A 23594-nucleotide genomic window follows, 5' to 3' on the forward strand; every position below is an offset into this window, starting at 1 on the left:
TGGATTGAAGTACATCTGTATGTTATAAATACTCTTTTAACTCATTCGCTAAAAATGGTGTTGCATTCAATAATTTTAAGAAGGCATCATAGCTGGCACGTTGCTCTTCATTTGGTTTTTTACCTGTTTGATAGGCTCGAATTAATATGTTTTTAGGTGTATTCTCCATATCGATAAACTCTAAAAGCTGTGCCTCATAGCCAACAAGCGATAAAATTTCAGCTCGAATAGCATCTGTAGCAAGTGCCGCAAATCGCTCTCGAACAAGTCCATGTTGCAACATAATATCGAGAGCAGGTGTATTTAGTTGACGATTTAACTCATGCTGACAGCAAGGCACACTTAGAATGACACTTGCTCCCCATTTCACAGCACGAGCCAAGGCCATATCTGTCGCTACATCACATGCATGGAGTGTCACCACCATATCCACAGCACTTTCATCATTATAATCATTGATATCTCCTACAAGAAATTCTAGCTGATCATAGCCTAGATCCTGTGCTATTCTTGAGCACTCTTCAATAACCTCTTTTTTTAAATCTAAACCAGTAACACGAATGTCTAAGCCTTTTTCAATTTTTAAATAATGATACAAAGCAAAGGTTAAGTAGGATTTTCCTGAACCAAAATCTAAAATCCTCACCTGTCGATCCTGAGGTAAATAGGTTAAGGCATCATCTATAAATTCAATGAAGCGGTTAATCTGTTTAAATTTATCATACTTTTGTTTCTTAACCTTTCCTTCTTCTGTTTGTACCCCCAGTCGAATTAAAAATGGATAGGGTTGATCATCAGATAGTAAATAATTTTTTTTACGATTATGGCTTAGATGGACTTGTTTAGGTGAAGCTGTTTTATCTGATTTCCAAAGGACTTTGTTCTTTTTTGATAATTGTACTTGTACCGTTTCATCTACGAAATCAATATGAGCTTGACGATACTCCTCAAAAAACGCGTCAAGCTTGGAAGGTAAATGAGCCAATAGAATATTTTCATGTTTTAAAATCCGTTCATATTGGTATTCAATTTGTATATGGTACTGATTTTTTAACATTAATGGTTTTAATTTTATACGTTTTATTTCATTTGATTTCATACGTGGTTGACTGATTGTAGCTGTCACAAGCTTTTGTTGCAAAATTTGCTCAGTGAGCAGAGCTTTCATTTCTTCAAATGTCATACATTTTCGCCTACTTTATTGTGTTATAGATGGCACTAGTTTAACACATTTTATAAAAGACAATGGCATCTTTGGTATTCGGAATAAATTTAATAAAAATTCCGAGTATTTATAGGTGGAATTGTATATTCGTGGTATCTTAAATACAGTAATTCTTTTTAAATTGGTGATACTAAGGATTAATAAGGAGGAGAAAATATGTCGGATAACATGTATCAATTATTAGCGATTGTTATTTATATGATCGCCATGCTAGCAATTGGCTGGTATGCATTTGTTAAAACATCTAATTTAACAGATTATATGCTTGGCGGTCGTTCCTTAGGTCCAGCGGTTACTGCGCTAAGTGCGGGTGCTGCGGATATGTCTGGCTGGCTCCTAATGGGCTTACCAGGTGCGATATTTTTATCAGGTCTTGTGGAGGCTTGGATTGCAATTGGATTAACAATAGGAGCTTACCTAAACTGGCTACTTGTGGCACCACGTTTACGGGTATATACACAGGTTACAAATGATTCCATTACTATTCCAAGTTATTTGGATAATCGATTACGTGATCATACGAAGCTTATTAGAATTGCTTCAGGTATCATCATCCTCATATTCTTTACATTTTATGTATCGTCAGGAATGGTAGCAGGGGGCAAGTTTTTCGATAGTTCATTTGGTTATGAATACCATACAGGCTTATTAATTGTGTCAGCTGTAGTTGTAGCATACACTCTTTTTGGCGGATTTTTAGCGGTAAGTTATACAGACTTCTTACAAGGTCTTATTATGTTTTTAGCACTTATTATGGTACCGCTATTTGGTTTATTTGTAACAGGTGGTATAGGTGAAACCATTTCATCTATTAAATCTGTTGATCCAGATCTTCTAAATTTATTACCAGCCACTGCGACAGCAGCAGGGATCATTTCTTCAGTTGCTTGGGGATTAGGCTATTTTGGACAGCCTCATATTATCGTCCGCTTTATGGCGATTAGTTCCGTTAAAGAAACGAAGCAAGCACGACGCATTGGTATTGGCTGGATGATGTTAAGCTTATTTGGAGCTATTGGAACTGCCTTGGTTGGTGTAGCCTATTATCAGCAAAATGCTGGTGAGCTAAAAGACGCTGAAACAGTATTTATTGTACTTGGTCAGATTTTATTCCATCCATTTATAGCAGGTATTATGCTGGCGGCTATTTTAGCAGCTGTTATGAGTACAATCTCTTCTCAATTAATCGTAACTTCTTCAGCACTTGTAGAGGATATTTATAAAGCATTATTTAATAAAACAGCAGACGATAAGCATTACGTTTTTGTTGGGCGTATGGCTGTATTAGTTGTTGCAATTATTGCAGCAATCCTAGCGTGGAATCCAGATAGTTCTATCTTAAGCTTAGTTGGCTTTGCTTGGGCAGGATTCGGTGCAGCCTTCGGACCTGTTATTTTACTTTCTTTATATTGGAGAAAGTTAACAAACTACGGAGCACTTAGCGGAATGGTAACAGGGGCTGCAACTGCGTTTATTTGGGGTAAAGTAGATGCTTTATCAAGTGCGTTGTACGAAATTGTTCCTGGCTTCATTGTTTGTTTAATTGTTGCGGTTGTTGTCAGTATACTGACATATAAACCAAATAAAGAAATTGAAGAAGAGTTCACACGCTCAGAAGCCCTGCTAAAAGAAGAAAGAAAATAGTTGAGATGCGCCTTTCCATGAGGCGCATTTTTTAGGAAAGTTAACGATGATCTTCAAATACGAAAAAGGGTATATTATGGTAAGATGAAGAAAATTTGTCGTAGCGACACCAAGCTTTGGTGGGAGGTTTCTAATGGATAGAATTAAGGAAGTTGATGTATTAATTGAAAAGGCCATACTAGTTGGCGTGAATTTACGAAATGATGAGCACTTTGACTATTCTATGGAAGAGTTACAAAATTTAGCTGAGGCCTTGCATGTAGAAGTGGTTGGGACTGTCACGCAAAATTTGGAACGTGTGACACCTTCCCATTATGTGGGTACAGGTAAAATAGAAGAAATCAAAAATTTTTATGAAGAAGCACAAGCAAACCTCGTGATTTTTAATGATGAACTGTCTCCTTCGCAAATCCGTAATTTGGAGCGTGATTTAGCAACGAAGGTCATTGATCGAACAATGCTTATTTTAGATATTTTTGGAAGGCGCGCAAAAACACGTGAAGCCCAAATGCAGGTGGAATTAGCACAGCTTCAATATATGCTACCTCGTTTAGTGGGTTTGCATGCCTCTTTAAGCCGTCAGGGTGGAGGTACTGGGGGAGGCTTTAAAAACCGTGGTGCTGGTGAGACAAAGCTGGAATTGGATCGACGAAAAATTGAAGATCAAATTGCTAAAATTAAAAAGGATCTAGAGCACGTTAAGGAGCAGAGAGAAACGCAGCGTAAACAGCGTCGTAAAAATGCTCTTCCGGTTGTATCGATTGTAGGCTATACAAATGCTGGGAAATCAACGATTATGAATCAACTGCTTACACAAATAGGACAAGAAGAGCACAAACAAGTCTTTGAGAAGGATATGCTTTTTGCTACCCTTGAAACTTCTGTTCGTCAGATTGAACTACCTGATAAGAAGACCTTTTTACTGACAGACACTGTAGGCTTTGTTAGTAAATTACCTCACCATTTAGTGAAGGCATTTCGCTCCACTTTGGAAGAGGCGCGAGATGCGGATCTTTTACTCCACGTGGTGGATGTTTCGAATACAGAGCACGGATTTATGATGGATGTGACGAACGAAACACTTAAAGCAGTTGGTGTTGAGGACATTCCTACAATCTATGTATACAATAAAGCAGATATAGCAGATGTTCCATATCCTGTGGTAAGTGGAGATAATATTTGGATTTCAGCAAAGCAGGGGGTTGGTTTAGAAGAATTAGTAAAGCTAATTCGTCAACACATCTTCTCGCATTACGTAACGTGTGAAATGTTAATACCTTATGATCATGGGAACGTTGTTTCTTATTTAAATGAGAATGCCTCTGTTTTTAATACAGCCTATGAAGAGGGTGGGACATTATTGTCTCTTGAAGTAAAAGCAGCAGATTACGCAAAGTATCAGCACTATGTTATTAATTAAAAAATGTACTTCCCAAAGCATGCCAAAAGATTTTTGGCATGCTTTTTGTGATTAGAGGGAATAGTAGAATCTAGAACAAAGGTAAAACATGTAGTCAAGAAATTGTATTAATTTTCAAGTAAAGTAAGAAATCTGAATTTTAAATATTTTAGAATAATTCATTGTAAATTTAAAAATCTTTTAGGTATAAAGTGTGAGAAAACTTAGATATATCAAAGGATTTAATAATTTATCTAATAATCAATCAGAATTTATAGAAAAATGACAAATTTTCAACATTTTTTAAAACTCTTGCTAAAGTGTATAAAACGCTTTAGTATGATGAAACAAAGTTTTTTTATCCTTATATTAGGGTAGTTGTGTTTTTGTAGAATAATTTTTTATTGGGAGAGGGTATTGTATGTCTAGTAAAGATGAAGTTGTAAAATCTGTCCCTCAAAATGGTTTTGTTGGACACCCTAAAGGGCTCTTTACTTTGTTTTTCACAGAATTTTGGGAACGTTTCTCGTACTATGGTATGCGAGCAATTCTTATCTTCTTTATGTATTACGAATTACATGACGGGGGCTTAGGTCTAGACCGCGGAACAGCAAACTCTATTATGGCCATCTACGGCTCACTTGTTTATATGTCTGGAATTATAGGTGGATGGATTGCCGACCGAGTTTTAGGAACACGAAAAACCATTTTTTATGGTGGCGTGTTAATTATGATTGGTCATTTACTGCTAGCATTGCCTGGTGGTGTGAGCATGTTATTTGCTTCCATGGCATTTATCGTTATGGGTACTGGTTTATTAAAACCGAACGTTTCAAGTATTGTTGGGGACATTTATGCTGAAACAGATAGCCGTCGTGATGCAGGTTTTTCTATTTTCTATATGGGTATTAATATGGGAGCATTTATTGCACCTTTTATTGTCGGAACAATTGGACAAAAATATAGCTTCCACCTTGGCTTTGGTTTAGCGGGTCTGGGTATGTTTATTGGTTTAATTGTTTATAAATTAACAGAGAAAAAATATTTAGGCTTAGCGGGCTTACAAGTAAACAACCCATTAAAGCCTGAAGAACGTAAAAAAGTCTTTACGCAATTCGGAGTTGCAGCTTTACTTATTATCATCTTGGGTGCTATCGGTATTAAAACTGGTACTTTAACAATGAATGTATTTAGTTTAATCATCACAGCTCTAGGTGTATTAATTCCAACTGCATTCTTTATTTATATGTATCGCAGTAAAAAAACAACAAAGGATGAAAAGTCTCGTCTACTTGCTTATATTCCTTTATTTTTATCAGCTGTAATGTTCTGGGCTATTCAAGAACAAGGAGCAACTATTTTAGCGACTTATGCAGATGAGCGTACACAGCTAAGTTTTGGTGGTATTCAGCTTCAATCTTCTTGGTTCCAGTCATTGAACCCATTATTTGTTATTACAATGGCTCCATTATTTGCGATGCTATGGCTTAAATGGGGAGACAAGCAGCCAACAACACCACGTAAGTTCTCATATGCATTGTTCTTTGCGGGTCTATCATTCTTAGTGATGATGATTCCAGCACACCTGTCTGGTGGGGATACATTAGTGAGTCCTTTATGGTTAGTATTGTCATTCTTCTTAGTGGTTGTTGGTGAGTTATTATTATCACCAGTTGGTCTATCTGCCACAACGAAATTGGCACCACAGGCATTCGCAGCGCAAACGATGTCTTTATGGTTTTTAACAAGTGCAGCAGCACAAGCAATTAATGCGCAATTAGTTAAGGTCTATGAAGTTGTAAGCGAATTCACATACTTTGGTTTCTTAGGTACCTTATCTATTGTAGTCGGGATTATTATATTGGTGCTTTCACCAATTATTTCAAAAGCGATGAAGGGTATTAATTAAATGAAAGATGCAAGTACAGTTATTAAAAAACTGTGCTTGCATCTTTTTTTGTATCTAAATAAAAGTCTATCTAAGAGGCTGAGAGCGAAATATATTATCGTAAGTAGTTATTTTGTTGAATGTGGGTATAAGTTTCTATGTAGAAAATTATCATTTTCGTTATAATAATTTTAATAATATGAAAATTTAAGGGGTTGGAATCTATGAAGGAAGAGTTAGATTATTTGAGGCCAAGATTAATGGAGATTTTTACGTATTTACATGCAAATCCAGAAATCAGCTGGCATGAAGTAGAAACCACCAATTATATAGTGGAGCTATTAACGCAGGAAGGCTTTTCCCCTAAACGATTTAAAAATTCCACAGGATTATATGTTGATGTAGGCAAAGGTAACCCCAAAGTAGGACTAAGAACAGACATAGATGCCTTATGGCAAGAAGTAGATGGTCATTTCCGTGCGAATCATTCATGTGGACATGACGGTCATATGACGATGGCCATTGGTACACTATTACTTTTAAAAGAACTACAGCAATCTATTAATGGTACAATCCGCGTTATTTTCCAACCTGCTGAAGAAAAAGGAACTGGAGCGTTATCTGTATTAGAAGAAGGTGTTATTGATGACTTAGATTATTTATTTGGTGTCCATGTAAGACCTGTTCATGAGCTAGAGGACGGCACTTATTGTGCAGCCTTATATCATGGTGCCTCTCGTTTACTTGAAGGCGAAATTATCGGAGAGGATGCTCATGCTGCAAGGCCGCACCTTGGTATTAATGCCATTGAAGTAGGTGCAACAATCATCGAAGATTTGCGAACCATTCATACAGATCCTATGGTTCCTGTATCTGTAAAGATGACGAAATTCCATGCTGGGGGAGATTCGGGCAATATTATCCCAGGTAATGCCTCATTTACGATTGATATTCGTGCACAGCAAAACAAGGTGATGGACGATTTAGCACAAGGCGTAAAGCGTGTGATCGATTCCTCTAAATTGTTGCATAAAGTACAAATTGAATTACGTACGGTGGCCAATATCGTAGCTGCTGAAGTTGATACAAGTGCTCAATATTTAATGGAGCAGGCAATTATACAGGCTGCTGGATTATCAAATTTAAGAAAGCCTGTTCATACACCTGGAGGAGAGGATTTTCACCATTATGCTGTACAACGGCCGCATTTAAAAACAACCATGCTGGGCTTGGGTTGTGGATTAACACCAGGCTTGCATCATCCGAAAATGAAATTTAAACAAGCAAGACTTGTCACGGGAGTGGAGATACTTACAAGAGCAGTTTTATTAGCTTTGGAGTCAGGGCATAAAAAGGAGGCGTCAGCGTAATGTTAGAGCAAGTGCGAATTCACAAAGTAACGACACCGAAAGAAATTGCAGAGATCCAAAAATTAAATGCTGAAATATGGGGCAGTCAAGCAATCCCCTCCCATCAATTACTAGCTGCTGTACAAAATGGGGGAATCGTATTAGGAGCGTATTTAGATGAAAAGCTAATTGGCTTTAACTATTGCTTCGTTGGCTATCGGAATAGAGAAATGTACTTACATTCGCACATGATTGGTGTAGAAAAAGCATATCGTGAACAAGGTGTGGGTGAATTATTGAAGCATGCCCAACAAGAATATGCAAAAGAGCATGGTTTTCAACTTGTCCGCTGGTTAATTGACCCATTAGAGGCGCGTTTAGCGAATCTAGCATTTCTAAAACTGAACGCCACTAGTTATCAATATGAAAATGATTATTATGGTCCACTTCGAGATGACTTTAATGAAGGACTACCTTCAGATAGACTTGTCGTTGAATGGTGGATCGAGCGTGATCAAATGGCAGATAGCCTTGATGAATTAGAAGAAGTAGCACAGGAAATTGTACCTTGGACATTAACAGTAGACGGATTACCAGTTCTAGATGTAGAAAATACATTTCAGTTAAATCAATCCTTTTATAAAGATGCCTATTTTTTACCGATCCCTCAATCTCTACAGAAAATGAAAGTGGAAAGTCCAAAACTTGCAGAGGACTGGCGTTATAAAATTCGCACAATCTTAACAACATTATTTAACCAAGATTATGCCATCGTACGCATGAAGAAACATCCAGAATATGTTCATAGCTATCTGTTAGTCAGACGCTCCTTATTAGCTTTATAATAATGATAAGGAGTGAACAATGTGAGATTAGAAAAGATTACATTAAGGCATTTAAAAATGCCTATGAAAGCACCATTTACTACGAGTTTTGGCACAGTTGATGAAAAGGAAATGTTACTGATAGAAGCAAAAGATGAATCAGGGACGACGGGGTGGGGAGAAACTGTTGCTTTTGTAGCACCATGGTATACGGAAGAAACATTAAAGACAACATGGCATATGCTACAAGATTTTTTGATACCCATCTTGTTACATAAAAAGATTGGGCATCCAGATGAGGTAACCTCATTATTTGCACCTATTCGGCGAAACTGCATGGCGAAAGCTTCAATTGAGGGTGCTGTATGGGATATCTATGCTCAGCAAACAAAGCAATCACTTGCACAGGCGTTAGGTGGTCAAAAACAACGTATTGAAGTAGGAGTCAGTGTGGGTATTCAACCCTCTATTGCTCAGTTAATTGCATTAATAAAAGGTCATATTGAAGAAGGCTACAAAAGGGTGAAGATCAAGATAAAGCCTGGAGAGGATGTAGAGATAGTACAGGCAATTCGTGCGGAATTTCCAAATTTACCCTTGATGGTTGATGCAAACTCTGCTTATACATTAGAGGATATAGAAATACTACAGCAGCTTGATGATTTTAATTTATTAATGATCGAACAACCATTAGCTACTGATGATATTGTCGATCATGCAGCATTACAGAAAAAGTTAAAAACGCCTATTTGCTTAGATGAAAGCATCACATCATATGAGGATGCCAGACGAGCAATTGAACTTGGAAGCTGTGGTGTCATAAACATCAAGATTGGACGAGTAGGTGGTTTAACGGAAGCAATACGAATCCATGACCTATGTAAAGCAAACCATATTCCAGTTTGGTGTGGTGGTATGTTAGAGGCTGGAATTGGACGAGCACATAATGTTGCCTTAACGTCTCTTAGTCAATTTATTTTACCTGGCGATACAGCAGGTTCTAGTCATTATTGGTACGAGGATATCATTGATCCTGAAGTAAAAGTTAAAGATGGTTATATTGAGGTACCCCAGTCGGTAGGTATTGGTTATAAGCCTAATATGGCTGTGATTGATAAATTAACAATTAGCAAAGAAATCTATCAATAAGGGAGTACTTAGTCGATCATTTAGTATAAGGAAAACGAGGAGAGAACTGATTGAAAAAAAGCTTGCAAATCGGTGGTGCCTATGTGGGGATTATCGTTGGAGCAGGATTTGCATCAGGGCAGGAAATTGTCCTTTATTTTACAAGCTATGGCTTTAAAGGAATATATGGAGCATTGTTAGCTATGGTTGGTTTCTCAATTGTTGGAATGTGTGTTGCTCAAGTGAGCTCTAAGCTTCGCACATCGTCCCATAAGGATTTGATTTATCAAATTTCAGGGAATACTATGGGCTTTGTCTTGGATTTAGTGCTATCACTCTTTTTATTTGGTGTAGCTGTCATCATGTTTGCTGGCGCTGGTGCAACATTTCAGCAAATGTTTGGACTGCCTATTTGGCTAGGGAGTATTTGTATGATCTTGCTTACAGTAGCCACTGTCATGATGGATGTGAAAAGCATCATTAATATCATTGCACTAGCAACCCCCTATCTACTAACCGTTGTCTCCATCATCGCTATCTATGCTATTGCAACGATGGATTTTACCTTTGCAGAGCAAGCTGTTATTGCTCAACAGGCTCAAATAAGTGAGAAAAGTTGGTGGGTAACGGCTTTATTGTACATGTCGTTCAATGTAGGGGTTAGCTTCTCTTTACTGACTGTTATGTGTGGATCCATACGCAATCATAAGGTAGCTGGCATGGGTGGTATAATTGGTGGGATTTTGTTAGGTGCTTTAATCTTACTTGTGAATTTCTCCCTTTTAGCAAAGATGAATATCATTGTTGGATTAGACATTCCGATGCTAGCGTTAGCGAATGAAATTCATCCGATTGTTGGAGTATTAATGACTATTTCTCTTTTGGGAATGATTTATAATACGGCAGTAGGGATGCTATATTCCTTTATGGTAAGGTTTTTCGAGCCTAGTAGAGCAAGCTTTAGGATTGCAGTTATATTTATAGGTGGTCTTGGTTTTCTAGCAAGTCTTGTAGGGTTTACAACGCTAGTAGCTAAACTATATGCAGTGATGGGCTATGTTGGGTTAGTATTAATCATATTCATTATTTCTGCATGGTTAAGAGGCACTAAAAAAATTATCTAATATAGAAATGGTAATTGAGGGATAGATTTTATTCTCAATTACCTTTTTATTTGGATAAAAATATTGTAGAAATAGTGAATTATTTCTGTTGATTAATTTACGGTAATGCTGATATTTCGTTAATTTGGCATATTTTTTAGTTAATCATTAATAAAACGAGAATAATTCTCATTTGCTGGTTGACTGAGAATAAAATCATGCTTATAATGGAAATCGTGAGTAATGATAATCATTTTCACTAATAAGTGAGTTACACACAAAAATGAAATCTACCGGGGATTACTATGAAAATAAGATATCTTTTAACAGCAACTGTTTTGCTGTCTATTGTGTCGCTCTTTATCGGAGTAGTAGATATTAAGCCTAGCGACCTATTAGACTTCCAATCAGAAGAAGCTAGACTATTTTTAATTAGTCGTGTACCTAGACTTGTTGCAATCTTGCTAGCGGGTGCAGGTATGAGTATTGCTGGTTTAATTATGCAAAGCTTAAGTAGGAATAAATTCGTTTCACCAACAACAGCTGGTACATTAGATGCCACACGGTTGGGTGTATTGATTTCCATGATGTTCTTTACGAACGTTACGTATTTCCAAAAAATTTCCTTCGCTTTCATATTTGCTTTAGCCGGCACATTACTATTTATGCAAATATTAAACCGAATTAAGTTTAAAGATGCGATTTTTATACCGCTTATTGGCTTAATGTTTGGGAATATTTTGTCCTCTGTTACAACATTCTTTGCATATAAGGCGAATATTATCCAAAACATTTCTGCATGGTTACAAGGAGATTTCTCATTAATCATGAAAGGCCGTTACGAACTGTTATACGTAAGTTTACCAATACTCATTTTAGCTTACATTTACGCAAATCGTTTTACAGTAGCTGGGATGGGAGAGGATTTTGCAAAAAATCTTGGTCTATCCTATAAATTTGTAGTCAATTTAGGCTTGGTGTTGGTAGCTCTTATCTCCACGACAGTGGTGTTAACAGTCGGTATCATTCCATTTCTTGGTTTGATTATTCCGAACATTATTTCTCTGTTTAAAGGTGATAATTTGGCAAAAACCTTGCCGCACACAGCATTACTTGGTATGTCATTCTTGTTATTCTGTGATATTTTAGGACGAGTACTGATTTTCCCTTATGAAATACCAATAAGTATGACTGTTGGTGTAATTGGAAGTGCCATCTTCCTATTCATGTTGTTTAGGGGGAGAGCATATGCGTAATCGTACAAAAATGTTCATTTTACTAGGTCTCGCTGTTATAGCAGTTGTCCTATATTTATTTTGGGAACTCAATGGTAATTATCACTATGCTTTTCCACGCCGTGTCATAAAGGTTGTGGCAATGGCATTAACGGGTATAGCGATTGCCTATTCAACAGTAGTTTTCCAAACAATTACACATAATCGAATTTTAACGCCAAGTGTCATGGGTTTAGATGCTTTGTATATGTTAATTCAAACATGCATCTACTTCTTCTTTGGCTCTACATCCATATTAGTTATTAATATCTACTATAATTTTACGCTTGCAATTGGAGCGATGATTCTATTCGCTTTAATTTTTTACCGAGTATTGTTTAAAGAAGGAAAGCGACCGATTTATTTTTTACTGCTTGTTGGGATGATTGTTGGTACGTTCTTAGGAAGTATTACAACGTTCTTCCAAGTATTAATAGATCCGAATGAGTTTTTAGGCTTACAAAGTAAAATGTTTGCAAGTTTCAATAATGTTAATTCAGATTTAGTTTGGCTAGCAGGCGTTATCATTTTAATAACATTTATCTACGGTGCTCGTCATATGAATCAATTAGACGTCATGTCTTTAGGACGAGACACAGCTATAAATTTAGGTGTACCTTACGATAAGCTGGTACAACGTATGTTAATTTTAGCTTCAATTTTGATTGCTGTTTCAACAGCGCTTGTTGGTCCGATCACGTTCTTTGGTTTAATCGTTGCAAATTTATCATATCAGTATTTCAGAACATACAAGCATTCCATCTTAATTACTGGCTCCTGTGTAATGAGTGTTGTAGCTTTAGTCGGTGGACAGTGGATGGTTGAACGTTTATTTAGTTTCACTACTACACTTAGTGTCATTATTAATTTTGTGGGTGGGGTTTACTTCATCTACTTATTATTAAGAGAAAGTAGGTCAGCAGGATGATACAAGTCAAAGAAATTACAAAGTTTTTTGGTAAAAAACCTGTCGTTCAAGATGTAAGTGTTGATATTGTTTCAGGAAAAATCACATCGTTTATTGGACCGAATGGTGCAGGGAAGTCCACGCTACTTTCTATGGTGAGTCGTTTACTGAATGCAGATACTGGCGAAGTACTACTCGATAAGGCAGATGTACGTAGCTGGAAATCAGATGATTTCGCTAAACGTGTATCTATTTTAAAGCAATCAAACTTTATGAATGTTCGTCTAACGATTCGTGAGCTTGTATCTTTTGGCCGTTTCCCTTACTCAAAAGGACACTTAAAACCTGAAGACGAAGAAAAAGTGGATGAAGCTATTCGCTATATGAATTTAGAAGATATGCAACATAATTATTTAGATGAGCTTTCAGGTGGTCAACGTCAGCGTGCATTTATCGCAATGGTTATTGCCCAAGATACTGAATATATCTTACTGGACGAACCATTAAATAATTTAGATATGAAGCATTCTGTCCAGATTATGAAGATTTTACGTAAGTTGGTTGATGAGTTAGGCAAAACAGTGGTTATCGTTTTACACGATATTAATTTTGCTTCTGTTTACTCTGACCATATTGTTGCATTAAAAGATGGCCGTGTTGTTAAAAATGGTCCTACAAATGACATTATTAACTCACATGCATTGAAGGAAATTTATGATATGGATATTCCTGTTCAAGAGCAGGATGGCTGTCGAATTTGTGTTTATTTTAATTCGTAAAAATAGTTCCAGATGATGAACATCTAACTATCAAATCATTTAATTAAAGGAGAAATTTCACAATGAAAAAATGGAAATTACTTACGGTATTAATGGCAATGATGCTATTAGTATTAGCTGCTTGCGGTTCGAAAGATGAAGCAAAAGAAGATGATAAAGGTACTTCAACTGACAAACCAGCTGAGGAACAAAATGGAGAATCATCAGTATATCCACTAACAATTCCAGGTAGCACAGTTGAAGGTCGTGACGGTAGTACAACATTTGAAGAAGTAACACTTGATAAAATGCCAGAAAAAGTTGTCGTTTTTGATAATGGTTTCTTAGATACATTAGATGCTTTAGGCGTTAATCCTACAGCAGTGGTACAAGACTCATTACCAGCATATTTAAGCAAGTTTAAAGATAGTACTTATGTAAACGCAGGTACATTATTCGAGCCTGATTATGAAAAATTATCTGAAATTAACCCAGATATTATTTTCATCTCTGGCCGTGCTTCAGCAGCTTATGCTGAATTATCTAAAATTGCTCCTACAGTATACATTGGTGTAGATAATACTAACTTCTTAGAGTCATTCAAAGCTAATACAGAATTAGCTGGTAAAATCTTTGGTAAAGAAAAAGAAGCGGCAGATGCAATTGCTGCATATGAAGCAAAAGTAGAAGAAGTAAAAGCTAAGGCTACTGCAACAGAAGAAAAAGCGTTAATCGTTTTAGGTAGTGAAGGTTCATTATCAGTATTCGGTCCTGGTTCACGTTTCGGTGTGATTCATGATGTATATGGTGTAAAAGCTGTAGCTGAAGCTAGTGGCTTCAAAATCGAATCACATGGTGATAATGCAAGCTTTGAATTTGTACGTGAGAAAAATCCAGATATCTTATTCGTTATTGACCGTGACGCTGTTGTAAATGAAAACGGTGAATCAGGTACAAAAGCTGCAATTGAAAACGAAATTGTAAGTGCAACAAACGCTGTGAAAAACGGTAAAGTATTCTACTTAGATCCAGAAATTTGGTACCTTTCAGGTGGCGGTTTACAATCAGAAACACAAAAAGCTGAAGATGTATTAAAGGCGTTCAACTAATATGTTTGTACAAATTAAACGTATTGTTGTGACAGAAGGGAATTCGGATAAGGTTGTGGAACGTTTTGGTGCTAAGCCAAATGGTCCCTCATTACTTGAACAACAACCTGGCTACATTGATAAGCAGGTACTTGTAAAGAAAGTTCGCCGCGGTGATGAAGAAGTGCTAGTGATGGTTCGTTGGGAATCAGAAGAAGCATGGAAAAATTGGGAGAAGAGTCCTGAGCATATTGCAGGCCATAAGGCAAGTGCAGGTAAACCGAAGCCTGATCATATCATTGAAAGCGGACAAGAAGTTTATTATGTAAAAGGTTAATCATCTAAAGGTGTCTCAAGGGATTGAGACACCTTTTCTTGTTGTTGAAAAAAGAATGTCACTAGCAGAAAAAGCCCTTTTAGCAAGGTGAGGGGTTGATTTCCGTTCCGCCAGCGTCCTTCCAGGGGGCGTCCGATGAGCCGCTTCACTCACTTGCGCTCGCTCCAGGGTCTCCTCAGTGACGCTAAATCCCCTAGGAGTGACGTTGGCTCCACTCCAATCAACCATTCTGCAAAGTGTCTTTACTTTTTTCATAGTAGCATAACAATCAAATAGCCCATTATCTGTATTCTTAGAGGGGATAAGCTCTTATTTTCAATGTGGAGAAGTGATGCGTGACAACACCTCTTCATAAAGAGTAATGAACACCTTCACTTTATTTGAATACCTTTGCTAAAAAGCGGTTTATAGTGGTGGGCTACTGGACTACCATGGAATAGTGAGACAGGCAAAACTTTAAACGGAGCAGTAGCGGAGGAAGCGATTCGGCGCTCGCCTACAGGAAAGCAAGTAGCCTGCAACGGAAATTCATTTTCATCTTTTATAAAAATGCTATTGATTGCTTTGTTTATCAACACTATGTAGAGATGTCGTTTTATTACTCAAAAAGCAGGTCACAATCAGTGTGACCTGCTTAGCTAGGGGTATAGGTTAATGTGTAATAGATGGTTTTCTCCATTTACTAAATGTCGAATCCATATTAAAGGATATGGTGTTCTCATTAATGGACAAGCCTGAGATACTGGTATTACAGAGCTCATCCAAACTATCAGAATGATTGTTATTATTAGATGCATTAGCCGCTATTACTAGCCCTCTTGCATTAATAATTGTGTCATGTGGCGTTACATACACTATAGGGGAATCTATATTTAATCCAAAAGTGAAAGGATTGACTAATGACATAGTAGAAATACTTTCGTTTGATATTCTAATAATGCCATATTGCTCAATATAATAATCTCTTTTTTGTTGAAATGTATCCTCAAATCCAGGAATATCACTAATATATTTTGAATAGGGTGAAATATTTTTATATGCAGCCAGTGTATCTTGATAGGCTTTTACTTCAGATTGAATAATAATTTGTTCAATTCGTCGTTGATCATTGCTAGGCTGTTTAATTGTAATTTCTTCAGCTGAGACAGAGATATTACATGAAAAAGTAGCCGTAAGTATGAAAACAGTTTCATTCAATTTTAAGTCACTCCCAGTACAAAAAGATTTCATGTTCATCAATCTATCCTGACTTTATAAATATATTTTATTGCTAATCTAAGCGTAACATCTGTTAGAGCGCCATTTCAATGGTAAGTTTACGCCACTTTAATGGCGGTACTTGGTTCTCTACCGCCATTTTTTTAGTAATAATTAGCAAAAATCTGGCGTGATTTGCATGAATAACGCCATTTTTTGGCGGTCTCTCTCTTTATAAAGGAATTAATGGTATTTAATGTATTATAAAACGCTGTGACTAGTATTAATTCCCACTAATCTATATAATATCTAGTAATACACCAGATAGGAGAGAGGACTATTGAAGGATTTAGATGTACACATCAATGAATCATTAGACATCCTTATAGAAAATGAACTATTACTTGGACCAGAGCTAAAATTAATGCTAAAAAGCTTTAAAGAAGAAAAAACAACAGTAGGTTTTTCCTTTGGTAAAATGTGTTTTTGGCATTATGAAGCATTTTCAAGTAGTATAAATCCAGATATCTACAAGGTAGCTGCTGCAATTGAACTTTTAATACTGTCTTTTGATATTATTGATGATCTGCAGGATAAAGATTCAGACTATAGTTGGAACAAAACACCTGAATTATCATTAAATGTTGCTTTAGCTATGCTGGTCATGGCATCTAAAACAATAGATGAAACCTCTTTTGAACATAAAAGAGCGGCTATAAAGCTAGTTGATGAATACGCATTAAAAAGTATAAATGGACAGCAATTAGACTTATTAAATAGTTGTCGCGATGAAGATTCCTATGTAAAAATGATTACCTTGAAATCCGGCTCATTAACAGCGATGGGTTGCTTGGTTGGCGAAGTACTTGCAAAAGGAGAAATATCTCAAGAAGTAGAGGAATATGGGAAATACATAGGGATCATCCAACAAATTAAAAATGATATTCAAAGCTTAAAGGAGTGGGGTCCTAAAAATGATCTGCTAAATAAAAGGTATTCTCTTCCTATTATTTATCTATTATCACAGAAAAATGATGTTTCAAAATCTGTTTCTAGCTATTATAATAATGATATAGTTACAGATTTGGATAATAATGCAACAGAAGACGCGTTGACAAATGGTGGGGCGATACGTTATGCCATTACCATAAAAAACGTCTATAAATTTAAAGCATTGAATTACCTGGAAAATGTAGCTATAAATCAGGTAGGTAGAGAATACCTACAAAAACTATTGAAATGAGGAGAGATAAGAATGATTAATGTAATCCAATATTTAGAGCAAAATCCAAGCCTAGTTGCACTATTAAAAGATCAAAAAGCCTCATTAGTTGGAATTTCATCTGTAGAGCAAACAGCAATTTTAGAAGCGTTTAACGGTGAAATGAATACAGAAAGTGATATTTGGAACTAAGAAAGTTGCGAAGTAAGTTGTTTTGGCCCGCTATAATTCTCTATTTAATTATTGGTTTTTATTTAAATTATGTGAATTATAGCGAGCCTTATATACAGATTGGGGTAGAAGAAGAGAATGACAAATGGGTCATTTCTCAACTTTATTATAAAGACTGGGCAGAGGGTCAAAATATTTCTGTTGGTGATGCAATTTTAACTGTAGATCATGAACCCATCAATGAATTAAATCAACTGAGATATAAATCTAAAATTTTATCAGCTAATGAAATAACAATACTGAAGCCCGATGGAGATCTAATCAATATACATATTAAGCATTTGGATATCCCTCAACAATTTATCTATGTATTAATCATTCCAGCTTGTTATTATTTATTAACATTATTTATAGCGTTTTATTTACATTTCAAACAAAGGAATACAAAATTAGCTGACTTACTAATTCTTTTTATGTTAACGGTTTCTTTGGCCTATGTAAGTAGTGGTGTCTCTGGTAGAATGGATACGATTGGCATTATCGTAAATCGAAGTAGTATGCTGTTATGTTTAGTTATACTGTTACATTTTTTGAGAAATTATTATTCATTTGTGAAAACAAATTGGGTGTTTACAAATAATATCAAGCTCTTTTATATACTTCCTTTCATAGCTTTTGTATTAGGATGTATGGGTACTATTTATCCTGCTTCAAATGATATTCTTTCCAATGTTATATTGGCTATTTTCTTTATTCTCCTAGTGATCATCCTTAGTATTTTATTAATAAGCTATTTTAAGTACAGCTCACCTCAGTTGAAGATTTTATTAAATAGTATATTAATTCCGTTTCTACCATTTCTTTTTTTATATGCACTCCCTAAAATTTTTTTTCATACGTATATACTTTCATCTGAGATAAGCTCATTATTTTTATTGCTTATACCCTTTAGCTTTATTTTTACGCAATTAGCAGAGAGATTATTTGATATTGAGTACCATATTACAAGATTACGTTATTATGTTATATTCTCTTTAATCTTTACTGTATGGTTTACAGTGGGACTATATTTTATTGCAGGGCGTTATTTAACCATGACGGTTATGTCAGGGGTATCTTTCTTTACATTTTCTTCATTAGTCATACTTTTTTACGTAAAAGAGAAGGTCGATTATCGCAAGCGGAAAATATTATTTTCCACAAAGGGTGACTATATTCATCAGCTATATACAGCCGTAGATAAAATTGGGAAAACAATTAAAATTGACGAACTTTTAGAAAAGTTTGCTTATGAGGTTTCCATGCATCTGGAGTTAGAGGATGTTTTTGTCTTAACATATAACTATGACAAAAATGAATTCATACCAATAGCTGGTGAAAGTATTACGATAGATCCTGACATAATGGAAGATATCAGATTAGGTGAAATACGCAAAATTGACAAAGTTTATATAGCATTCCTCCATCAGGATGCACATTTTAAAAGAGCTTTAGTGCTAGGGCATAATAATACGATTCATTTAAAAGATGAGGAGCTTTTATGGCTTGAACTGCTCTTATTATATGTAAATAATTTTATTGAAAATACCAAGATGGTGGAAGAACTGCTAGAGGAACTAAAGCATATGAAGCAAGCTGATGATGGTCAGTTACCATGGCTGAATAAGCTATTATGGCTAAGATTTGAAGAAGAAAAATACCAGTTAGCTCAAGAGTTACATGACACCAATTTACAGGAGCAACTTCATATAGCCCGCGAGGTGGATGTCCTAGTAAATGCAAAAAATACAACGGATATTCAAGAAAAGCTTGCGAAAATTCATAAACAAATGGTTGCATCCTTACATGAATTACGTACTTATTGTGAAAACCTAAAACCACCGTTATTAGATACATTAGGTTTAAATGCAGCTTTGGAAAAATTGATTCGGAAAGTTCAAGAAAGAGCTAACTTCGTGCTTATTTACACCATTGACCGCCTTTATTTAGAGGATGAGCGTATGAATTTAATGATTTATCGTTTATTCCAAGAGTTACTTAATAATGCGTTGAAGCATTCTTATGCAGCATCAGTTGAAATTCATTTAAAAGAAATGAACGATGGTTTCGAAATCATTTATAAAGATGATGGTGTAGGCTGTAATGTAGAGGACATTATAGTAGCCGAATCAATGGGCATTCAAGGTATGCAGGAGCGTGTAAAAGCGTTTAACGGACAATTTACTATTGACTCGAATATCAATGAAGGGATGTTTATTAGAATCATGGTGAAAGAAGGGAGTGAAACACTTGATTACGATGCTCATAGTGGATGATCACCCTATAGTGTTAGAGGGAACTAAAAATTTATTTCAAGAGAATGAAGATATTATCATCGATACGGAAAGTGATGCAACTTGTGTCATTCAAAGGATAAAGAATAAACCGTACGATATCTATCTAATAGATATCAATATGCCATTAGAAAATGGAATTAACCTAGCCCGTAATATCAAGGCTATTCAGTCAAATGCTTCAGTTATTCTTTACACAGGTGATGATATTACGGATTATTATCCACTCATTTTAGAAAGAAAAATAGAAGGTATTTTAGCTAAAACAGCTTCGAAAGAGCAAATATTAAGAACAGTAAGGGCAATTGCAAACGGTGAAATTGTTTTACCTAAAAATTTCTTAGATTTTCTGGATGATAAATTTAAACTGCAAGGTGCTAAAGATATTCACTTAAATGAAAAGGAAAAGAAAATTCTAAGACTCATTGCAGAGGGCCATACAAATAAAGCTATCGCTATTGAATTAAATATTCCTCAACGTACAACGGAAAGATATTTAACTCAACTCTTTTCTTTGTTAAATGTAGATTCACGAACAGAAGCTGTAAATCTTGCAGAGAGAATGAATTTACTCTAAACTATTTCTATGTTATACTGTTGGTATATTTTTCAATTAATAGGGGGCATTATGGGAATTAAATATCCTATATATTTCCTTAGTAAAATAAAACCATATCCCTGTACTAAATTACCTATAAAATATGATAGACACCGCCAAAAAAGTGGCGGTGTTTTTTTGTAACCGCCAAATCACGCCAAAAACTTGTCTGAATCACGCCAGAAAATTGGCGTAAACCCGAAGTTGAAATAACGGTATAACAACTGGTACGCTTAAATTAACAGTGGTTAAGTAGATTTGCTTTAGTGAGTAATATATAAATCATTTTATTAAATAAGCAGCCTGACTATCTATGAATAAAGTAGCGTTAGTAGATTGTAGAATGTTACTAGCTAGTCAATATACTTCACCATAAAACTTTATAAAGGTAGGCGTGTATTGTGAAAGTAGAACTTGAAAATTTGTTTTCCATAGATGAAACTAGTCAAGATCAAGTTATTAACGTTTATAATCGTCATGGTATTGCTATTGGTGCGCCTGAATTGAGAAAAAGAAACTTAAAAACTAAATTTAATCCTATTTTTACATTAAATGAAGATGTAACATACGAGCAGGTAACAGCTTTATATGAGTCATTAGAGCGTGAATTTGGAATCGTTTCAATTGGAGAACGTTTTTATTTTGAATTTTCAGATTTAGAGTATGAACGAGCACCATTATTTACTTTAAATTCAACAGGTAATTCACCAGAAATGTTCTTAGAAGATAAGGGGACACTATTTTCTTTGAGTACACATTGTAAGTGTTGTGGGCTCATGGATAAAGAGCAGTTATCACCAATAGTTATCGATACTACGCAGATGAAAGATCGTCATTTAGTGCATGTAAATGGTTATTGGGTAGCTTCTGAGGAACTAGTATCATTAATGAAAAGAGAAAAACTAGAAGGCTATGAGCTTTTAGAGGTGATCCATCAAGGTCCGGAAGAAGGCAAACAGCCAGCTTATCAAATTATTCCTATACAAATGCTCCCTGAGTGTAGTAAGGACAGGGTTAAATTATACTTTGCAACTGAGCAACCTCCGTGCAGTTGTGGTTTAAATGGTGTCATTAATGGTCCTGATATTTATCATCATGAAGATTTGGAAAACTTAAAAGGGGATGTTTTCTACTCAGCCGAGTGTAGTCATGATGGAAGATATCTATATAGAAAGACTTTGTTTAGTAAAAGATTTAGAGAAACTATTATAAAATATGGTATTTCACGTGAGGTTAGAGGAGAAAAGGATGCAAACTTTGGTCCAAAAGATTGGCTTTTTGATCCAGTGCTAATTAAGTAGTCAAATTTGGACTAGTAAAAGAATAAGGGAGTGTTTAGGATGTTTAGAAGAATACTACCTATAGTAGCCATTTTATTCATTGTTGCATTGGCCGTCTCCAATTACTTTAACAAACCAGAAGAAGAATCAGTCACTATTTATCAAGAGGTCAATGGTGTATACCTTTCTTAAAATGATGGCCTATATTTCATTCAGAAAAGATTTATTTGTGTTATGATGTGAAGGACATAGCATGAATGTTTTTTGAGGTGAAAAAATGAAAAAATGGGCATATCCATTAGCAGTCTTAACGTTAATTGTCTTTATTGTATTAAGAGCCACCTATCAAAGTCAGCTGATGAATACATTTGATGCAAAGATGGCAGAGCTTTTTTTTGGTAATCGATTTATTGAGATTTTTCATTATATAGGTGAGCCTAAATTTGTTGTTGCTGTTGCAGTAGTTTTAATGGTGTATTTAGCTTGGAAGGAAAAAAATTATCGAGGTATGCTATTTGTTGTCCTAACTTTTGCGGCAGGCAATGTTCTGAACCAATTGCTAAAAAAATGGGAGCAGCGTCCACGACCTGAAATTGAGGATCAACTGACATCCTTTAGTTTTCCATCTGGACATTCGATGACTGGTATACTTTATTTATTTACACTTGCTTATATTTTAGCGGAGAATAGTAGTAAAGGACGTAAAATCCTTCTGTGGCTTGGGGCAACAATTTTAATGGTGCTTATTGGTTTATCACGTATTGCAGGAGCTCGACATTTTGCTACAGATGTACTTGCTGGTTGGAGCATCGGCTATACTTGGTTTATCATCTGTGTCATTTGGTACGAACGTCGTAAACGTTTATTTCAATCTAATCATAAATAAAAAGACAGGCAGTATCTATTTCTATGATAGATACTGCTTTTTTACATTTTACCGAGACATTGTAAAGAATGATATTTGCCTCATAAAAAAGAATTGCGTATAGGAAACTTCTACGTTAAGATGAGTACAATAAGAAAAAGAGCAAAGGAAGAAGGGTATGGACGGAAATGTTTTACTGGCATTAGGATTAACTCTGTTTGCTGGACTTGCAACAGGTGTAGGTAGTTTAATAGCATTTTTTACATCAAGAACAAATACAAAATTTTTATCATTAGCATTGGGGTTTTCAGCAGGGGTGATGATTTATGTATCCCTTGTAGAAATATTTGTGAAAGCTAAAGATGCTTTAACCAATGCATTAGGTACAACTAATGGCTATTGGATGACAATCCTTGGATTTTTCGGTGGGATGTTGTTTATTGCCTTAATTGATAAATTCATTCCGAAGGCAACTAATCCTCATGAAGTAAAGCTGGTAGAGGATGTTAATGCCATCAAACCACAGGTTAATGAAGAACATTTGATGAAGATGGGCGTTTTTACAGCCCTGGCGATTGGCATTCATAATTTTCCTGAGGGGATCGCTACATTTATGTCAGCTATTAATGATCCGAATGTAGGAATTGCTATTGCCATTGCAGTTGCTATTCATAATATTCCAGAAGGCATTGCTGTATCTGTTCCTATTTTCTTTGCAACAGGTAATCGAAGGAAAGCCTTTAAATTATCCTTTTTATCAGGATTGGCAGAGCCTGTAGGTGCATTAGTAGCTTTTTTGCTTCTTATGCCCTTTTTAACAGATGTCATGTTTGGGATCGTTTTCGCTGGGGTTGCAGGGATAATGGTCTTTATTTCACTAGATGAATTGCTACCGGCTGCACAAAGATATGATGAAACACATTTGTCGATGTATGGTCTAGTAGGGGGAATGGCAGTCATGGCCATTAGCTTAGTATTATTAGCATAAGTAAGTAGGAAAAGGG

Annotated in this window: 22 protein-coding genes; 20 read left to right on the top strand and 2 right to left on the bottom strand. The window is 35.7% G+C overall.

Annotated features, from left to right (window positions below; all coding sequences use genetic code 11):
* Positions 1–22 precede the first annotated feature (22 nt).
* Positions 23–1183 carry a class I SAM-dependent methyltransferase gene (locus tag AC1RFD_RS20530; protein ID WP_048394183.1) on the bottom strand — a complete coding sequence of 387 codons (1161 nt, stop codon included), beginning with the start codon at positions 1181–1183 and terminating at the stop codon, positions 23–25.
* A gap of 198 nt (positions 1184–1381) precedes the next feature.
* Here AC1RFD_RS20530 and putP point away from each other — a divergent pair, with 198 nt between their 5' ends.
* From putP to AC1RFD_RS20590, 12 genes are all read left to right on the top strand, one after another.
* Positions 1382–2869 carry a sodium/proline symporter PutP gene (putP, locus tag AC1RFD_RS20535; RefSeq protein ID WP_066038005.1) on the top strand — a complete coding sequence of 496 codons (1488 nt, stop codon included), beginning with the start codon at positions 1382–1384 and terminating at the stop codon, positions 2867–2869.
* Between the two features lie 133 nt (positions 2870–3002).
* Positions 3003–4289: a GTPase HflX gene (gene hflX, locus AC1RFD_RS20540; protein WP_404803557.1), complete on the top strand. Its 1287-nt coding sequence runs from the start codon at positions 3003–3005 to the stop codon at positions 4287–4289.
* Positions 4290–4689: 400 nt separating this feature from the next.
* Positions 4690–6177, top strand: a complete 1488-nt coding sequence (locus tag AC1RFD_RS20545; RefSeq protein WP_048394189.1) for a peptide MFS transporter — start codon at positions 4690–4692, stop codon at positions 6175–6177.
* A gap of 203 nt (positions 6178–6380) precedes the next feature.
* The gene (locus AC1RFD_RS20550) at positions 6381–7526 is read left to right on the top strand and encodes a M20 peptidase aminoacylase family protein (protein ID WP_048394190.1); all 1146 of its coding nucleotides are present in this window, start codon (positions 6381–6383) and stop codon (positions 7524–7526) included.
* Positions 7526–8350 carry a GNAT family N-acetyltransferase gene (locus AC1RFD_RS20555; RefSeq protein WP_054549618.1) on the top strand — a complete coding sequence of 275 codons (825 nt, stop codon included), beginning with the start codon at positions 7526–7528 and terminating at the stop codon, positions 8348–8350. Before AC1RFD_RS20550 ends, AC1RFD_RS20555 begins: the two co-directional genes overlap by 1 nt.
* A gap of 21 nt (positions 8351–8371) precedes the next feature.
* A complete protein-coding gene (gene menC / locus AC1RFD_RS20560) occupies positions 8372–9478 on the top strand; it encodes an o-succinylbenzoate synthase (RefSeq protein ID WP_054549617.1) in 1107 nt (368 codons plus the stop codon).
* Between the two features lie 50 nt (positions 9479–9528).
* A complete protein-coding gene (locus AC1RFD_RS20565; RefSeq protein WP_054549616.1) occupies positions 9529–10581 on the top strand; it encodes a YkvI family membrane protein in 1053 nt (350 codons plus the stop codon).
* Between the two features lie 284 nt (positions 10582–10865).
* Positions 10866–11816: an ABC transporter permease gene (locus AC1RFD_RS20570; protein ID WP_492475230.1), complete on the top strand. Its 951-nt coding sequence runs from the start codon at positions 10866–10868 to the stop codon at positions 11814–11816.
* Complete coding sequence (locus AC1RFD_RS20575) at positions 11809–12762, top strand: iron chelate uptake ABC transporter family permease subunit (protein ID WP_004231949.1); 954 nt, start codon at positions 11809–11811, stop codon at positions 12760–12762. Before AC1RFD_RS20570 ends, AC1RFD_RS20575 begins: the two co-directional genes overlap by 8 nt.
* Positions 12759–13520: an iron ABC transporter ATP-binding protein gene (locus AC1RFD_RS20580; RefSeq protein WP_048394201.1), complete on the top strand. Its 762-nt coding sequence runs from the start codon at positions 12759–12761 to the stop codon at positions 13518–13520. The genes AC1RFD_RS20575 and AC1RFD_RS20580 overlap by 4 nt, the downstream gene beginning before the upstream one ends.
* Before the next feature lie 62 nt (positions 13521–13582).
* Entirely contained in the window at positions 13583–14608 is a 1026-nt protein-coding gene (locus tag AC1RFD_RS20585) for a siderophore ABC transporter substrate-binding protein (protein WP_048394203.1), read from the top strand.
* 1 nt (position 14609) lies between these two features.
* Positions 14610–14924: an antibiotic biosynthesis monooxygenase family protein gene (locus tag AC1RFD_RS20590; protein WP_048394205.1), complete on the top strand. Its 315-nt coding sequence runs from the start codon at positions 14610–14612 to the stop codon at positions 14922–14924.
* Positions 14925–15575: 651 nt separating this feature from the next.
* Here the strand turns inward: AC1RFD_RS20590 and AC1RFD_RS20595 are convergent.
* The gene (locus AC1RFD_RS20595; protein ID WP_103118905.1) at positions 15576–16121 is read right to left on the bottom strand and encodes a hypothetical protein; all 546 of its coding nucleotides are present in this window, start codon (positions 16119–16121) and stop codon (positions 15576–15578) included.
* Between the two features lie 340 nt (positions 16122–16461).
* Between AC1RFD_RS20595 and AC1RFD_RS20600 the strand changes: the two genes are divergently transcribed.
* From AC1RFD_RS20600 to zupT, 8 genes are all read left to right on the top strand, one after another.
* Positions 16462–17364 carry a polyprenyl synthetase family protein gene (locus AC1RFD_RS20600; protein ID WP_048394209.1) on the top strand — a complete coding sequence of 301 codons (903 nt, stop codon included), beginning with the start codon at positions 16462–16464 and terminating at the stop codon, positions 17362–17364.
* A gap of 12 nt (positions 17365–17376) precedes the next feature.
* On the top strand, positions 17377–17535 hold the full coding sequence (gene comX, locus AC1RFD_RS20605; RefSeq protein ID WP_048394211.1) for a competence pheromone ComX: 159 nt from the start codon (positions 17377–17379) through the stop codon (positions 17533–17535).
* Positions 17526–19829, top strand: coding sequence for a sensor histidine kinase (locus AC1RFD_RS20610; RefSeq protein ID WP_233436267.1), 2304 nt, complete (start codon positions 17526–17528; stop codon positions 19827–19829). The genes comX and AC1RFD_RS20610 overlap by 10 nt, the downstream gene beginning before the upstream one ends.
* The gene (locus tag AC1RFD_RS20615) at positions 19813–20424 is read left to right on the top strand and encodes a response regulator transcription factor (RefSeq protein ID WP_225341057.1); all 612 of its coding nucleotides are present in this window, start codon (positions 19813–19815) and stop codon (positions 20422–20424) included. Before AC1RFD_RS20610 ends, AC1RFD_RS20615 begins: the two co-directional genes overlap by 17 nt.
* A 422-nt stretch (positions 20425–20846) precedes the next feature.
* Positions 20847–21746 carry a hypothetical protein gene (locus tag AC1RFD_RS20620; RefSeq protein WP_048394215.1) on the top strand — a complete coding sequence of 300 codons (900 nt, stop codon included), beginning with the start codon at positions 20847–20849 and terminating at the stop codon, positions 21744–21746.
* A 39-nt stretch (positions 21747–21785) separates the two neighbouring features.
* Positions 21786–21917 (top strand): hypothetical protein, encoded by a 132-nt coding sequence (locus AC1RFD_RS20625; RefSeq protein ID WP_255349868.1) that lies wholly within the window; start codon positions 21786–21788, stop codon positions 21915–21917.
* A gap of 85 nt (positions 21918–22002) precedes the next feature.
* Positions 22003–22611 (top strand): phosphatase PAP2 family protein, encoded by a 609-nt coding sequence (locus tag AC1RFD_RS20630; RefSeq protein WP_048394216.1) that lies wholly within the window; start codon positions 22003–22005, stop codon positions 22609–22611.
* A gap of 157 nt (positions 22612–22768) precedes the next feature.
* Complete coding sequence (zupT, locus tag AC1RFD_RS20635) at positions 22769–23578, top strand: zinc transporter ZupT (RefSeq protein WP_016992734.1); 810 nt, start codon at positions 22769–22771, stop codon at positions 23576–23578.
* Positions 23579–23594: the final 16 nt, after the last annotated feature.

This window comes from Lysinibacillus sp. GW823-FHT02G10 (genome assembly GCF_058797135.1).